Here is a 15,507-nt window from a genome sequence, read left to right as displayed (position 1 = left end):
ACACTCGATAATACGGGGATGCCCGCCATTCAACTGACCCCTGCCCAGCGCAAGGTACATCGCGCCGAAGCGCACCATCTCGACCCGATCGTCATGATCGGCAACGACGGGCTGACGCCGGCCGTCAAGAAGGAAGCCGACGCCGCGCTCAAGGCCCATGGCCTGATCAAGATTCGCGTTTTCTCCGATGACCGCCCGGCGCGCGAGGCCATGCTCCAGTCCCTGGCCGAAGACCTGAACGCCGCGCCGATCCAGCACATCGGCAAGTTGCTGGTGCTCTGGCGCCCCATCCCCGAGAAGGAGCGCGCGACGGACGAGGACCGCATGCCCGGCCCGCGCGACGTGAAGGTCATCAAGTACAGCAAGCGCGGCGGGCAGCGGCCGGAGATCAAGACCCTGCGCGTGCTCGGCAACCAGCGGCTCACCCCCGGCGGCAACATCAAGCGCGCCAAGGCGAAGAAGAGCCTCTCGGTCAAGAAGCGCCATCAGGCGGATTGAAGGATGCCGAGCCACGAACAGGCGGCCCTCCCGCAGCGCCACATTCTCTGCATGAAATGGGGCACCAAGTACGGCCCCGAGTACGTCAATCGCCTCTATGCGATGGTGCGCCGGCACCTGTCGGGCGACTTCAACTTCGTCTGCCTGACCGACGACCCGAAGGGCATCCGCAGCGAGGTGCAATGCTTTCCGATCCCGCCGCTGGACCTGGAACTGGCGCCGGGCCAGGTGGACCGCGCCTGGAAGAAGCTGACCACTTTCGAAGAGAACCTCTACGGCCTGCGCGGCCGGGCGCTGTTCATCGACCTCGACGTGGTGATCGTCGGCAGCCTGGACGAGTTCTTCGAGTATCCGGGCGAGTTCCTCATCATCCATGACTACGCCCGTCCGTGGCGGCGCCGACGCATCACGGGCAACTCCTCGGTCTACCGCTTCGAGATCGGCGCCCACCCGGACGTGCTCGCGCATTTCCGCGAGAACATGGACGCCGTGCAGGCCACGTACCGCAATGAGCAGACCTACCTGTCGGCCTTCATGCACCGCAAGGGCACGCTGGCCTATTGGCCGGCCGAGTGGTGCCCGAGCTTCAAGTACCACGGCATCCCGGCCTGGCCCACCAACTACTGGCGCGAGCCCTTCGTGCCGCGGGGCGCGCGAATCATGGTCTTCCACGGGGAATGCAATCCGCCCGATGCGCTGGCCGGCCGGCGCAACCGGCGCTTCCGCTTCATCCGGCCCGCGCGCTGGATCACGCGTTTCTGGAACGCCTGATCAGCCTTCGCGGCGCCCCAGGCGCCACAGCAGCACGCCGGCACTGAGCCATTGGCCAAGGTACATGGCACTGCCGAGCGAGTGCCAGAGCCGGAGGTTTTCGCGCGCCAGGATGCGCGGCGCGACCGCGTACTCCTGCAGCAGCGCCAATAGAAGGGCCACGACCACCCAGGCGATCGAAATGCGAGACGGCGCATCCACACGCGTCTGGATCTTCGATCTGAAATAGGCCAGCAGCACCAGGCCGCAAGCCAGCGACACCCAGCTCTGGGCCGAGAACAGCCGGCCGGCCAGGCTGCCCGCGAGGGCGGGGTTGCCCAGATGGGCGAAGAGCATCGGCACGACCAGGAAGCCGATGGTCGTCAGGCTGCCCCACCACAGGGCGCTCACCAGCAGTGCGATGCGGTCCTTCACCAAGGCTCAGAGGTAGCTGACGCCCACGATCTCGTAGCGCTTGACGCCACCCGGGGCCTGCACCTCGGCGGTGTCGCCCTCCTCCTTGCCGATCAGTGCGCGCGCGATCGGGCTGGAGACGTTGACCAGGCCCAGCTTCAGGTCGGCCTCGTCCTCGCCCACGATCTGGTACTTGAGCGCCTCGCCGGTGTGCTCGTCCTCGAGCTCCACCGTCGAGCCGAAGACGACCCGGCCGCCGGCGTCCAGTTCGGAGGGATCGATGACCTGCGCGTTCGACAACATGCCCTCGATCTGCTTGATTCGGCCTTCGATCCAGCCCTGGCGCTCCTTGGCGGCGTCGTAGTCCGCGTTCTCGCTCAGGTCGCCCTGGGCCCGCGCGTCGGCGATCGCGGTGATGATCGCCGGCCGATCGACCGACTTCAGCCGCTGCAGTTCGTCACGCAGCTTCTCGGCGCCGCGCTTGGTAATCGGGATGGTGGTTGCAGCCATGTTTTGTCTCTTCAGAAAGCGAAACCGCCGAACGCTGCCGTTCGGCGGTTCATGGAAGGAAATTGATCAGACGAGCGTGCGTCCGGTCAGCCGGCTCAGGATGGCGAGCGGGCTCGAATCAGGATTGTATTGCCTTGCAGCGGGCAGGTGCAGCGTCTGCTCCAGCATGTACTGGCCCGACATGACGGCGTGCGAAGTCTGGTCCGAAAAGCACACCCACACCGACCCGGCGGGGAACGGGACAGTCTGCTGCTGAGCGCTCTTCTGATAGTCGAGGTCCGACTTCATGCCGTCGTGCAGCTGCAGCATCAAGTGGTCGTACTCGCTGCGGAAAGACTTGGTCACGTGCAGGGACTGCAGCAGCCGCGCCTGCCAGCGCGAATAAGGCTTGGCGCGAGGCAGGAAACGCTTCGCCACCGCCTCGAAGGGTTCGCCCACCCGCCAGACGCGCGGCACGCCCTCCGGATTGACATTGGTGAAGACGCGCAGGATGCGCTCGCCGTAGTTGGGCCGCGAAGGGAAAGCGTCGACGTGCAGCCGGCGGTCGTCGGCCCGCCAGGACTGCACGCGTGTCTCCACCTGCGCCGGCCGGTAGCTGGTCGGCGCCAGGCGCAGCGCCGGCGTGTAGTGCGGCAGCAGGCCATGGATCAACGCCTGGGCCTGGGCACGAAAACGCCCCACCATCGCCGCCACAGCCTGTTGCCGGGCCTCGTCGCCGGCCACGCCCTTGAGGCGGCCGTTGGCGTCCAGGCTGATGTTGCGCACGTCCGGCGACAGCACGGCCGGCGTCAGCAGCTCGCGCTCCCGCGGCAGCAGGTCGAAGACCAGCCGCGGAAAGTAGAGCACCTTGCCGGCTTCGAGCGCGGCGATCCACGCCTCGTTGGCCGAGGCGCCGGCCCAGTCGGCCAGGTCGAGTTCGACGAGCTGCGTATCCATGGCCTTCAGGCGCTCAGGCCAGGGCGAGCTGGGCGTGCATCTCCTGCACCGAAATCACGTCGAGGTCCTTCATGTGGCGCATTCCTTCCACCGCGGCCTCGGCGCCGAAGATGGTGGTGAAGGTGGTCACGCGTGCCAGCAGGGCCGAGGTGCGGATCTGGCGCGAATCGGTGATCGCGTTGCGACGCTCTTCCACCGTGTTGATGACCAGGGCAATCTCGTTGTTCTTGATCATGTCCACGATGTGAGGTCGGCCTTCGGTCACCTTGTTGACCGTGGCGCAGGCGATGCCCGCCGCGTTGATGGCGGCGGCCGTGCCCTTGGTCGCGATCAGCTCGAAGCCCAGTGCGGCCAGCCCGCGTGCAACCTCCACTGCACGCGGCTTGTCGTTGTTCTTCACCGAGATGAAAACGCGCCCCGACTTCGGCAGGTGCGTGCCGGCGCCGAGCTGCGACTTCACGAACGCTTCGCCGAAGGTCTTGCCCACGCCCATCACCTCGCCGGTGGATTTCATCTCGGGGCCGAGGATGGTGTCCACGCCAGGGAACTTGACGAAGGGGAACACCGCTTCCTTCACGCTGAAGTAAGGCGGCGTCACTTCCTTCGTCACGCCCTGAGAGGCCAGCGACTGGCCGGCCATGCAGCGCGCCGCCACCTTGGCCAATTGGATGCCGGTCGCCTTGCTCACGTAGGGCACGGTGCGCGAAGCGCGCGGGTTCACTTCGAGGACGTAGATCACGTCGTGGCCGTCCTTCTCCTGGATCGCGAACTGCACGTTCATGAGGCCGACCACGTTGAGCGCCTTCGCCATGGCGGCGCTCTGGCGCTTGAGCTCGGCGATCGTTTCGGCCTTGAGGCTGTAGGGCGGCAGCGAGCAGGCGGAGTCGCCCGAGTGCACGCCGGCCTGCTCGATGTGCTCCATCACGCCGCCGATGAGGGTGGCGCCGTCGGCATCGCGCAGGCAGTCGACGTCGCATTCGACGGCATCGTTGAGGAAACGGTCCAGCAGCACCGGCGAATCGTTGCTGACCTTCACCGCCTCGCGCATGTAGCGCTCGAGGTCGCGCTGCTCGTGCACGATTTCCATCGCCCGGCCGCCCAGCACGTAGCTCGGGCGCACCACCAGCGGATAACCCAGCTGCGCCGCCTTCTCGAGCGCCTCGGCCTCGGTGCGCGCGGTGGCGTTCGGCGGCTGGCGCAACTTCAGGTCGTTGAGCAGCCTCTGGAAGCGCTCGCGGTCCTCGGCCGCATCGATCATGTCGGGGCTGGTGCCGATGATGGGCACGCCGTTGGCCTCCAGGTCGAGCGCGAGCTTGAGCGGTGTCTGCCCGCCGTACTGCACGATCACGCCGGTGGGCTTTTCCTTGTCGACGATCTCGAGCACGTCCTCCAGCGTGAGCGGCTCGAAGTACAGACGGTCGCTGGTGTCGTAGTCGGTCGAGACCGTTTCGGGATTGCAGTTGACCATGATGGTCTCGTAGCCGTCCTCGCGCAACGCGAGCGCGGCATGCACGCAGCAGTAGTCGAACTCGATGCCCTGGCCGATGCGATTCGGACCGCCACCTAGCACCATGATCTTCTTCCTGCTTCCCGGATCGGCCTCGCACTCGTCTTCGTAGGTCGAGTACATGTACGCGGTATTGGTCGCGAACTCGGCCGCGCAGGTGTCCACGCGCTTGTAGACAGGACGCACGCCGAGTGCGCGCCGCTTCTCGCGGATCGCGGTGTCGGTCGTCTTGAGCTGGCGCGCCAGGCGGCGGTCGGAGAAGCCCTTCTTCTTGAGCGCGAGCAGGGTGGCGCGGTCCATGTCATCGAGCGACTTGGTTTCCAGCTCCAGCTCGATCTTCACGATTTCCTCGATCTGCACCAGGAACCATGGGTCGATCTTGGTCAGCGCATGCACTTCGTCGACCGTCAGGCCCATCGCGAAGGCATCGCCCACGTACCAGATGCGGTCCGGGCCGGGCTCGCCCAGCTCCTTCTCGAGCACTTCGCGGTCCTGCGTCTTCTCGTTCAAGCCGTCCACGCCGACCTCGAGGCCGCGCAGCGCCTTCTGGAACGATTCCTGGAAGGTGCGGCCCATGGCCATCACCTCGCCCACCGATTTCATCTGCGTGGTGAGGCGCGAGTCCGCCTGCGGGAATTTCTCGAAGGCAAAGCGCGGAATCTTGGTGACCACGTAGTCGATGCTGGGCTCGAAGCTCGCCGGCGTGGCGCCGCCCGTGATCTCGTTGCGCAGCTCGTCGAGCGTGTAGCCGACGGCCAGCTTGGCCGCGACCTTGGCGATCGGGAAGCCGGTGGCCTTGGAGGCCAGCGCCGAGGAACGCGAGACGCGCGGGTTCATCTCGATCACGACCATGCGCCCGTCCTTCGGGTTGATCGAGAACTGCACGTTGGAGCCGCCGGTGTCGACGCCGATCTCGCGCAGCACGGCCAGCGAGGCATTGCGCAGGATCTGGTATTCCTTGTCCGACAGGGTCTGGGCCGGAGCCACCGTGATGGAGTCGCCGGTGTGCACGCCCATCGGATCGAGGTTCTCGATCGAGCAGACGATGATGCAGTTGTCCGCCTTGTCGCGAACCACCTCCATCTCGTACTCCTTCCAGCCGAGCAGAGATTCCTCGATCAGCAGCTCGTTGGTGGGCGAGGCTTCCAGGCCGCGCTTGCAGATGGTCTCGAACTCTTCAGGGTTGTAGGCGATGCCGCCGCCGGTGCCGCCGAGCGTGAAGCTCGGGCGGATCACGACGGGGAAGCCCACGGTCTTCTGCACGGCCCAGGCCTCGTCCAGCGAGTGGGCAATGCCCGAGCGCGCCGAGCCCAGGCCGATCTTGGTCATCGCGTCCTTGAACTTCAGGCGGTCCTCGGCCTTGTCGATGGCCTCTGGCGTGGCGCCGATCAGCTCGACCTTGTACTTGTCGAGCACGCCGTTGCGCCAGAGGTCCAGCGCGCAGTTCAGCGCGGTCTGTCCGCCCATCGTGGGAAGGATGGCGTCGGGGCGCTCCTTGGCGATGATCTTCTCGACCGTGGGCCAGGTGATCGGCTCGATGTAGATCACGTCGGCCGTGGCAGGGTCGGTCATGATCGTCGCGGGATTGCTGTTGATCAGGATGACCTTGTAGCCCTCCTCGCGCAGCGCCTTGCAGGCCTGCACGCCGGAGTAGTCGAACTCGCAGGCCTGGCCGATGATGATCGGGCCCGCGCCGATGATGAGGATGCTCTTGATGTCGTTGCGCTTAGGCATTCTTCTGCCCTTCTTTGTGACTTTGCATGAGCGCGGTGAAGCGGTCGAACAGGTAGCCGATGTCGTGCGGGCCCGGCGAGGCCTCGGGGTGCCCCTGGAAGCAGAAGGCGGGCTTGTCGGTGCGCGCCAGGCCCTGCAGCGTGCCGTCGAACAGGCTGACGTGCGTGGGCCGCAGATTGGCGGGCAGCGTCTTCTCGTCGACCGCGAAGCCATGGTTCTGGCTCGTGATGCTCACGCGGCCATTGTCCAGGTCCTTGACCGGATGGTTGGCGCCGTGGTGGCCGAACTTCATCTTGAAAGTCTTCGCGCCCGAAGCGAGCGCCATGATCTGATGGCCCAGGCAGATGCCGAACACCGGGATGCCGGTCTCGATCAGCTCGCGCGTGGCCGCGATCGCGTAGTCGCACGGCTCCGGGTCGCCGGGGCCGTTGGCCAGGAAGATGCCGTCGGGACGCAGCCTGAGGACGTCGGCCGCGGATGTCTGGGCCGGCACGACGGTGATGCGCGCGCCGCGCTGCGCGATCATGCGCAGGATGTTCTTCTTGACGCCGTAGTCATACGCCACGACGTGGAACTTCGGCGTGATCTGCACGCCGTAGCCCGGCTTGCCGTCGACGTGGACGAGCTTCCATTCGGTCTGCGTCCACTCGTAGGTCTCCTTGACCGACACGACCTTCGCGAGATCCAGGCCCGACATGCTGGGCGCAGCCTTGGCGGCGGCGATGGCCTTGTCGATCAGCGCCTGGGTGACGCTCTCGCCCGTCGCCAGGCCCAGGATGCAGCCGTTCTGAGCGCCATGCGTACGCAGATGGCGCGTGAGCTTGCGGGTGTCGATGTTCGCGATGGCGACCGTCTTGCCGCGCACCAGGTACTCGGCCAGCGTGGCGGTCTTGCGGAAATTGGATGCCAGAAGCGGCAGGTCCTTGACGATCAAGCCAGCAGCATGGATCTTGTCGGCCTCGATGTCCTCCTCGTTGACGCCGTAGTTGCCGATGTGCGGATACGTGAGCGTCACGATCTGCTGGCAATAGCTGGGGTCGGTCAGGATTTCCTGGTAACCGGTCATGGCGGTGTTGAACACCACTTCGCCGGTCGTGGCGCCCTGGGCGCCGATCGAGTTGCCGAGAAAGACCGTGCCGTCTGCAAGCGCCAGGATGGCGGGCGGGAAATTTCCCTTGAGAGACAAAAGCACTGGGATCTCCGAATGGATGACGCCCACGGCGGACCCAAGATGTGGCTCTTGGTCGCGACTTTCGTCGAGGAGTTGGCTTGCGTGCGCTATGGGCGAGGTGTGGGCGGAAAAGCCCTTGATTATAGCCCGGGCCCGCTTATCCCCCGGCGGCCGCAGCGCTTGCGTGCAGGCAGATGGCCGCCGCTGCCGCGACGTTGAGCGACTCCTCGCCGCCCGGCTGGGCGATTCGCACCTGCAGGCCTGCGCGAGCTTCCAGGGCGGGCGAAAGTCCCTGCCCTTCGTGCCCCATCAGCCAGGCGCAGGGATGCGGCAGTCGCGCCCGGTGCAGCCATTCGCCGCGGTGCGAGCTGGTTGCGACGCAGGGCACGGCCAGCGCCTCGAGCGCGTCGGGCTCGGCCCCCTCGATCAGCCGCAACCCGAAATGCGCGCCCATGCCGGCGCGCAGCACCTTGGGCGACCACAAAGCCGCCGTGCCCTTGATCGCGATCACCTGGGCGAAGCCGAAGGCCGCCGCGCTGCGCAGGATGGAGCCGACGTTGCCGGCGTCCTGCAGCCGGTCGAGGACCACGGTGGCCGCGTCGGGAGCGACCGGCGGCGGCGCCGGCAGGTCGAGCACGAAGCCCATCGCCGCGGGCGACTCCAGGCCGCTCACGCCCGCCAGCAGCGCGTCGGCGACCACCACGTACTTCTTCGCCGCGCCGGCCCACGCGTGGCGTGCCGCCGGCCAGGCAGTCTCCGTGAAGACCGCGATGGCCGCGCGCACACCGCGCTCTCGCGCCGCCCGGCACAGGTGATCGCCCTCAAGCCACACGCGGCCCGACTTGCGGTAGCCGCCCGGGTCGTGCGTCAGCTTGCGCAGGTCCTTGAGGAGGGGGTTGTCCCGCGAGCTGATGTGGCTGGGTTCGGCCGCGCTCATGGCGCGGGCCGCAGCTCGACCTGCTCTGTCTCGATCTGCACCGTCTCGACGAGCAGTTCGCCCGATGCGACCGCGATCGGGATCTCCTCGCCGGCGGCGCGCGCGAGCGCCGCGGCCACGGGGCTGAAGAAGCGCCGGTGGTGCACGCAGGCGCCGTGGCGCAACAGCGCCTCCAGGTGCTCGGGCGTGCTGTAGCCCTTGTGCGAGGCAAAACCGTAATGGGGAAACTCGAGATGCAGCTGCTCGCACAGGCGGTCGCGATGCACCTTCGCCAGGATCGAGGCGGCCGAGATCGATTTCACCGTGGCATCGCCGCCGATGACCGCCTCGGCCAGCACGTCCAGCTGCGGCAGCCGGTTGCCGTCGACCAGCACCTTCGACGGCTTCAGCCGCAGGCCCTCGACAGCCCGCTTCATGGCCAGCATGGTTGCGCCGAGGATGTTGTACGCATCGATTTCCTCGACGCTGGCCTGGCCGATCGAGCAGCACAGGGCCTTGGCGAGGATCTGGTCGTTCAGGCGTTCGCGCTGCAGCGGCGTCAGGACCTTCGAGTCCGCCAGGCCGCGGATTCGGCGCTGGTCGTCCAGGATCACGGCGGCGGCCACCACCGGTCCGGCCAGCGGGCCGCGCCCGGCCTCGTCGACGCCGGCCACCAGGCCCGGCGCATCCCATGCGAGCTTGGCCTGCTCAGCCTTCAAGAACTTTCTGGATCGCATCGGCGCACAGTGTCGGGGTATCTCGCTGCAATTCGGCGTGCAGCGCGCAAAAACGTTGTTGCAAGGCGTGAACCTTGTCAGGCGAGGCCAGCCAGGCGAGCGTCGCCTCGGCCAGGGCCCGCGGCGTCGCCGCCTCCTGGATCAGCTCGGGCACGGCGAATTCGCCGCTCAGGATGTTGGGCAGGCCGACCCAGGGCTGCAGTTGCTTGCGGCGCATCAGGGCCCAGGACATGGGATTCATGTTGTAGGCGATCACCATCGGCCGCTTGAAGAGCGCGGCCTCGAGGGTGGCGGTGCCGCTGGCGATCAGCGTGACATCGCAGGCGGCGAGCGCGACATGCGAGCGGCCGTCGATCAGTTGCACCCGGTCCTTCATCCCGCTCGCCGCAAGGAGCTGCTCGACGTCGCCGCGCAGGCTCGGCAGCGCGGGCAGGATGAAGCGCAGCTCGGGCCGGGCTTGCTGCATCAACGCCGCAGCGGCGAAGAAGCGGTCGGCCAGGTAGCGCAGCTCGGAACGCCGGCTGCCCGGCAGCAGGGCCACCACCGGCGCTTCGGCGTCCAGCCCGAGCGCGGCGCGCGCGGCGATCCGATCAGGCGCCATCGGGATCACGTTGGCGAGCGGATGGCCGACGTAGCTGGCGGCGATGCCCTGCTTCGCCAGCAAGGCGGGCTCGAAGGGAAAGATGCACAGCACATGGTCGACGGCGGCGCGCAGTTTTTCCACGCGCTCCGGCCGCCAGGCCCAGATCGAGGGGCAGACGAAATGGGCCGTCTTCATGCCGCGCTTGCGCAGCGCCGCTTCGAGGTCGAGGTTGAAGTCCGGCGCATCGACGCCGATGAAGAGCCCGGCTCCTTCGCGAAGCAGCCGCGCCTTCAGCTGGCGCCGGATGCCGGCAATTTCTGCGTAGTGGCGCAGCACCTCGACGTAGCCGCGCACGGCCAGCTTCTCTTGCGGCCACCAGCTTTCGAAGCCGCGCTTCTGCATCTGCGGTCCGCCGATGCCGACCGCCCCCATCTCCGGCCAGCGGGTCTTCAGGCCGTCCAGCAACAGGCCGGCGAGCAAGTCGCCCGAAGCCTCGCCCGCGACCAGCGCGAAGCGCCGCTGTGTCTCCTGCGCCATGCCGCTCCTCAGCGCGCGATGCCGCGCGTGGCGCTGGCCAGGAAGGCTTTCATCAGGGCGACGTCGGCCGCCGCTTCGGGCACCTCGGTGGCCAGGACCTCGATGGCGGCGCGCGCTTCCTCCAGGGTCTTGCCCTGGCGGTAGAGCAGCCGATGCATCTGCTTGACGGCCGCAAGGCGTGCCGCGGAAAAATCGCGCCGGCGCAGGCCGACGACGTTGAAGCCGCGCACCGCGAGCGGATTGCCGTCGACCAGCATGAAAGGCGGCACGTCCTGCGCGACCGCGCTGGCGAAGCCGATCATGGCGTGCGCGCCGACCGAGACGAACTGATGGATGCCGGTCAGGCCGCCCACCGTCACCCAGTCGGCCAGGTGCACGTGGCCGGCCAGCGTCGTGTTGTTGGCCAGCGTGGTGTGGTCGTCGACCCGGCAATCGTGCGCGATGTGCGTGTAGGCCATGATCCAGTTGTCGCTGCCCACGCGCGTGACGCCGCCCGCGCCCGGCACGCCGATGTTGAAGGTGCAGAACTCGCGGATGGTGTTGCGATCGCCGATGACCAGTCGGGTGGGCTCCCCCGCGTATTTCTTGTCCTGCGGGATCGCCCCGAGCGATGCGAACTGGAAGATCCGATTGTCGCGGCCGATGGTGGTGCGGCCTTCGATCACGCAGTGCGATCCGATGGTGGTGCCGGCGCCGACGCGCACATGCGGGCCGATCACGGAATACGGGCCGACGCTGACCGTCGGATCGAGTTCGGCCTGGGGGTCGACGATGGCCGTCGAATGAACCTGGGTCATGCCTTTTCGAGAAGCGTCAGCTGATCTGGCGCATCGCACACATCAGGCTGGCCTCGCAGGCCAGCTCGCTGCCGACCCGTGCCCTGCCCTTGAACTTGGAGATGCCGGCCTTCATGCGCTCGATCTCGACCTCCATCGTGAGCTGGTCGCCGGGCTCCACCGGGCGCTTGAAGCGTGCGCCGTCGATGGCAGCGAAGTAGTACACGGTGTTGTCGTCCGGAACGATGTCCAGGGAATGGAAGGACAGCAGCGCCGCTGCCTGCGCCATCGCCTCCAGCATCAGCACGCCGGGCATCACCGGGCGGTGCGGGAAGTGACCGTTGAAGAAAGGTTCGTTCATGGTCACGTTCTTGAGCGCCATGATGCGCTTGCCCTTTTCCATCTCGAGCACACGATCCACCAGCAGGAACGGGTAACGGTGGGGCAGTAGTTTGAGGATCTGATGGATGTCGAGCTTCATGATGGCTTGTCCTGCATCGCCGATTTTTCCAGCGCCTTGAGGCGTTCCCGCAGGGCGTGCAGTTGTTTGAGGGTCGCGGCGTTTCTCTCCCAGGCGGCATTGTCGTCGATGGGAAACACGCCGGTGTAGTGGCCCGGCTTGAGAATGGAGCGCGTGACCACCGTCGCGGCCGAGATGTGCACCCCGTCCGCCATCTTGAGGTGGCCCAGCACGATCGCGCCGCCGCCGATGGTGCAGTTGGCGCCGATGTCGGCACTGCCCGCCACGCCGACGCAGCCGGCCATGGCGGTGTTCCGGCCCACGCGCACGTTGTGGCCGATCTGAATCAGGTTGTCGAGTTTGACGCCATCCTCGATCACCGTGTCTTCGAGCGCACCGCGGTCGATGCAGGTGTTGGCACCGATCTCCACGTCGTCGCCGATGCGCACCGCGCCCAGCTGCTCGATCTTGATCCAGGCGCCCTGGTGCGACGCGAGCCCGAAGCCATCGGCCCCGATCACCACGCCAGGATGCAGCAGGCAGCGCGCGCCGATGACGCAGTCCTCGCTCACCGTCACCCTGGACTCGAGCACCGTCTGCGCGCCGATGCGAGCGCCGCGTTCGACCACGCACAGCGCGCCGATGCGGGCCGTCGAATCGATCTGAGCATCCGGGTCGATCACCGCGCTCGGATGGATGCGCGCGCCTTGCGGCTTCGCATGGGATTGCTTCCAGAGCTGCGTCAGCCGGGCAAAGTACAGGTAGGGATCGGGCGTCACGATGAACGCGCCGCGCCCCGCCGCCGCATCGCGCATCGCCGGCGACACGATGACGCAGCCGGCCTTCGAGGCCGCAAGCTCTTTCTGGTATTTGGGATGGCTCAGGAAGCTGAGCGCATCGGCTTGCGCGGTCGCCAGCGGCGCGAGGCGCTCGATCGACAACGCAGGATCTCCCTGGAGTTCGCCCCCGAGGGCTTTAACGATTGCGCCTAGCCGCAGTGCCACACGGGTTCACGGCGTCACTTGCCGTTGGTAACGGACGCGTTCAGCGCCTTGATCACCTTCTCGGTGATGTCGTGCTTGGGATTGATGTAGATCGCTTCCTGCAGGATCGCGTCGTACTTCTCGGCCTCGGCCACCTGCTTGACCACGCGGTTGGCGCGCTCGTAGACCTGCTGCAGTTCTTCGTTCTTGCGGGCGTTGAGGTCTTCCTGGAACTCGCGGCGGCGGCGCTGGAAATCACGGTCCTGGTCGACCAAGGCGCGCTGGCGCGCGGTACGCTGGCTTTCGGACAAGGTCGGCGCCTCGCGCTCGAACTTCTCGGAAGCGGCCTTGAGCGCCTCGCCCTGTCCCTGCAGGTCTTTTTCGCGCTTCAGGAATTCCGACTCCAGCTTTGCCTGCGCGGCCTTGGCCGGTTGGGCCTCTCGGAGCACGCGATCGGGATTGACGAAACCGATGCGGAAGGTTTCCTGCGCCTGCGCGGGCGTACCCACGAGCGCGAAGGCGGGGATCAGCAGCGCACCGGCGGCGCGAAGCAAAGGAGTCATTAGAAGGAGGTTCCGATCTGGAATTGCAGGCGTTGGATTCTATCCTTCGGGATGGGATGCGATGGGTCGGTGAGGTCTTCCTTCTGCTGCTTCACCGGGATGGCATAGGCCAGGCGCAGGGGCCCCAGCGGCGAGATCCAGCTGATGCCGAGACCGACCGAGGCGCGCAGCTTCTGCTGGGCCTTCCATTGCGCGTCCGAGAGGGTCGAATCGCGCGAGCCGGCGAACACGTTGCCCACGTCGAAGAAGCCATAGAGGCGCAGCGTGCGGTCATTGCCGGCGCCCGGGAAAGGCGTGCTGAGCTCCATGTTGAAGATGGCTTTCTTGGTGCCGCCGAGCGCGGCGCCCTCGGTCTGTCCGAACAAGGGCACGTCGCGGGGGCCGAGCGAGTTCTGCTCGAAGCCGCGCACCGAACCCAGGCCGCCGGCATAGAAGTTCTTGAAGATCGGATAAGGCTTGTTGCCATAGGCCTTGGCGTAGCCGACTTCTCCGTTGATCGCGAAGGTGTACTGCTTGCTGATCGGGAAGAACTGCTGGTACGAATAACTGGACTTCCAATACTTCATGTCGCCGCCGGCGCCGACCTCGAGGTTGGCGCGCTGGAGCTTGCCGCGAGTCGGCACCAGCGCACTGTCGCGATCGTCGCGCGACCAGCCGATGGACAGCGGCACGCCCCAGACGCTGTCGTTGGCACAAGCGGTGACCAAGCCCGTCGACGCATTGGCGGTGCAGCCGAAGTAGGTGCGGTACGACTGCGGCGTCAGGTAGGCGACGTTGCCGCCCGGGTCGAAGCGGTAGCGCTCGAGGCCGATGCCGAAGAAGATGGTGTCGACCTCGCTGAACGGAACACCGAAGCGGACCGAGCCGCCCTCGTTGACCAGCCGGTAGTCGCCGTCGACGCTGTAGTAGGGACGAGTCGTGGTGTGGAACACACCGAAGGTGCGGGAGATTCCGTCCTTGGTGAAGTACGGGTCGGTGGTGGTGAGCGAGAGCGTGCGCGCGTACTTGCTGGTGTTGACCTGAAGTCCGAGGTAGTTGCCCGATCCGAACACGTTCTCCTGCGCGATGCCGAAGGTGAGGGACACCTTCTCGGCGCTCGAAAAACCAGCACCCAGCTGCAGCGTACCGGTGGGCTTCTCGGTCACGCTGATCGCCAGGTCCACCTGGTCCGGCGAGCCGGGCACCTCCTGCGTCTCCACGTTCACGTCGGTGAAGAAGCCCAGGCGGTCCACCCGGTCGCGCGACAGCTTGATCTTGTCGCCGTCGTACCACGAGGCCTCGTACTGGCGGAACTCCCGCCGGATCACCTCGTCGCGCGTCTTGTTGTTGCCCGCGACTGCCACGCGCCGTACATACACCCGTCTCGAAGGCTCGGCCTTCAAGGTCAGCGTCACCCGGTTGTTCACCCGGTCGATTTCCGGTTCCGCCTGCACCCGCGCGAACGCGTAGCCGAAGGTGCCGAAGTAGTCTGTGAAGGCCTTGGTGGTCTCGGTCACCTGCTCGCCGTTGTAGGGCTCGCCCGGCTTGATCGTCACCAGCGACTTGAACTCGTCGTCACGCCCCAGGTAGTTGCCCTCGAGCTTGACCCCGGCGACGACGAACTTCTCGCCCTCGGTGATGTTGACGGTGATGCTCAGGTCCTGGCGATCCGGCGAGATGGCCACCTGCGTGGAGTCGATACGGAACTCCAGGTAGCCGCGCGTGATGTAGTACGAGCGCAGGGTCTCCAGGTCGGCATTGAGCTTGGCGCGCGAGTACTGGTTGCTCTTGGTGTACCAGCTCATCCAGCCGCCCGCGTCCTGGTCGAAGAGGTCGAGCAGGGTGCCTTCACTGAAGGCCTTGTTGCCCACGATGTGGACCTCGCGGATGCGCGCGGGCTCGCCCTCGGTGACGGTGAAGGTGAGGTTGACCCTGTTGCGCTCGATCGGGGTGACGGTGGTCACCACCTGGGCGTTGTAGAGGCTGCGGCTGATGTACTGGCGCTTGAGCTCCTGCTCGGCGCGGTCGGCCAAGGCCTTGTCGTAGGGGCGGCCGTCGGCCAGGCCCACTTCGCGCAGCGCCTTCTGCAAGGCAGCCTTGTCGAACTCCTTGGTGCCCACGAAGTCCACGTCGGCGATGGTGGGGCGTTCCTCGACGATGACGACCAGGACGTTGTCGACCACGTCGATGCGCACGTCCTTGAACAGGCCCAAATCGAACAGGGCGCGGATGGCAGCCGAGCCGCGCTCGTCGTTGTAGGTGTCGCCCACGCGAAGAGGCAGCGAAGCGAAGATGGTGCCGGGCTCGACGCGCTGCAGGCCTTCGACTCGGATGTCGCGCACCGTGAAGGGCTCGATGGCCCAGGCGGCAGTGGCCGAGAGCGCGCTGGCGACCAGCATGGCAACGCTGCGCAGGCGAAAGCGACTGAATTTCTTATTCATCTGTGATTTGAG

At 66.6% G+C, this 15,507-nt stretch carries 15 protein-coding genes; 2 read left to right on the top strand and 13 right to left on the bottom strand.

What is annotated here, in order from left to right; translation table 11 throughout:
* Window positions 1-18: 18 nt before the first annotated feature.
* Window positions 19-498, top strand: coding sequence for a YhbY family RNA-binding protein (locus tag J2739_RS06195; RefSeq protein WP_309899595.1), 480 nt, complete (start codon window positions 19-21; stop codon window positions 496-498).
* A gap of 51 nt (window positions 499-549) precedes the next feature.
* Window positions 550-1,269: a glycosyltransferase gene (locus tag J2739_RS06190; protein ID WP_309899593.1), complete on the top strand. Its 720-nt coding sequence runs from the start codon at window positions 550-552 to the stop codon at window positions 1,267-1,269.
* Here J2739_RS06190 and J2739_RS06185 read toward each other — a convergent pair whose 3' ends face one another.
* From J2739_RS06185 to bamA, 13 genes are all read right to left on the bottom strand, one after another.
* Window positions 1,270-1,683: a DUF4149 domain-containing protein gene (locus J2739_RS06185; RefSeq protein ID WP_309899591.1), complete on the bottom strand. Its 414-nt coding sequence runs from the start codon at window positions 1,681-1,683 to the stop codon at window positions 1,270-1,272.
* Between the two features lie 6 nt (window positions 1,684-1,689).
* Window positions 1,690-2,172: a transcription elongation factor GreA gene (greA, locus tag J2739_RS06180; protein ID WP_309899589.1), complete on the bottom strand. Its 483-nt coding sequence runs from the start codon at window positions 2,170-2,172 to the stop codon at window positions 1,690-1,692.
* A gap of 66 nt (window positions 2,173-2,238) precedes the next feature.
* A complete protein-coding gene (locus J2739_RS06175) occupies window positions 2,239-3,108 on the bottom strand; it encodes a Kdo hydroxylase KdoO (RefSeq protein WP_309899587.1) in 870 nt (289 codons plus the stop codon).
* A 13-nt stretch (window positions 3,109-3,121) separates the two neighbouring features.
* The gene (gene carB, locus J2739_RS06170) at window positions 3,122-6,349 is read right to left on the bottom strand and encodes a carbamoyl-phosphate synthase large subunit (RefSeq protein ID WP_309899586.1); all 3,228 of its coding nucleotides are present in this window, start codon (window positions 6,347-6,349) and stop codon (window positions 3,122-3,124) included.
* Window positions 6,342-7,541 carry a glutamine-hydrolyzing carbamoyl-phosphate synthase small subunit gene (gene carA, locus J2739_RS06165; RefSeq protein ID WP_309899584.1) on the bottom strand — a complete coding sequence of 400 codons (1,200 nt, stop codon included), beginning with the start codon at window positions 7,539-7,541 and terminating at the stop codon, window positions 6,342-6,344. The genes carB and carA overlap by 8 nt, the downstream gene beginning before the upstream one ends.
* Window positions 7,542-7,677: 136 nt before the next feature.
* A complete protein-coding gene (locus J2739_RS06160; RefSeq protein ID WP_309899582.1) occupies window positions 7,678-8,457 on the bottom strand; it encodes a TrmH family RNA methyltransferase in 780 nt (259 codons plus the stop codon).
* Complete coding sequence (gene rnhB / locus J2739_RS06155) at window positions 8,454-9,173, bottom strand: ribonuclease HII (RefSeq protein WP_309899580.1); 720 nt, start codon at window positions 9,171-9,173, stop codon at window positions 8,454-8,456. The genes J2739_RS06160 and rnhB overlap by 4 nt, the downstream gene beginning before the upstream one ends.
* Window positions 9,145-10,293 (bottom strand): lipid-A-disaccharide synthase, encoded by a 1,149-nt coding sequence (gene lpxB / locus J2739_RS06150; protein WP_309899578.1) that lies wholly within the window; start codon window positions 10,291-10,293, stop codon window positions 9,145-9,147. Before lpxB ends, rnhB begins: the two co-directional genes overlap by 29 nt.
* An 8-nt stretch (window positions 10,294-10,301) precedes the next feature.
* On the bottom strand, window positions 10,302-11,090 hold the full coding sequence (gene lpxA, locus J2739_RS06145; protein ID WP_309899576.1) for an acyl-ACP--UDP-N-acetylglucosamine O-acyltransferase: 789 nt from the start codon (window positions 11,088-11,090) through the stop codon (window positions 10,302-10,304).
* Window positions 11,091-11,106: 16 nt separating this feature from the next.
* Complete coding sequence (gene fabZ / locus J2739_RS06140) at window positions 11,107-11,550, bottom strand: 3-hydroxyacyl-ACP dehydratase FabZ (protein WP_309899574.1); 444 nt, start codon at window positions 11,548-11,550, stop codon at window positions 11,107-11,109.
* Complete coding sequence (gene lpxD, locus J2739_RS06135; RefSeq protein WP_309899571.1) at window positions 11,547-12,533, bottom strand: UDP-3-O-(3-hydroxymyristoyl)glucosamine N-acyltransferase; 987 nt, start codon at window positions 12,531-12,533, stop codon at window positions 11,547-11,549. Before lpxD ends, fabZ begins: the two co-directional genes overlap by 4 nt.
* Window positions 12,534-12,547: 14 nt before the next feature.
* On the bottom strand, window positions 12,548-13,075 hold the full coding sequence (locus J2739_RS06130; RefSeq protein ID WP_309899569.1) for an OmpH/Skp family outer membrane protein: 528 nt from the start codon (window positions 13,073-13,075) through the stop codon (window positions 12,548-12,550).
* Window positions 13,075-15,495, bottom strand: a complete 2,421-nt coding sequence (bamA, locus tag J2739_RS06125) for an outer membrane protein assembly factor BamA (RefSeq protein WP_309899567.1) — start codon at window positions 15,493-15,495, stop codon at window positions 13,075-13,077. The genes J2739_RS06130 and bamA overlap by 1 nt, the downstream gene beginning before the upstream one ends.
* Window positions 15,496-15,507: the final 12 nt, after the last annotated feature.

The sequence above is a fragment of the Variovorax soli genome, assembly GCF_031454625.1.
Lineage (GTDB): Bacteria > Pseudomonadota > Gammaproteobacteria > Burkholderiales > Burkholderiaceae_C > Variovorax > Variovorax soli_A.
Note: the sequence above shows the minus strand (reverse complement) of the source record. Positions and strands in the feature narration are given on the sequence as shown.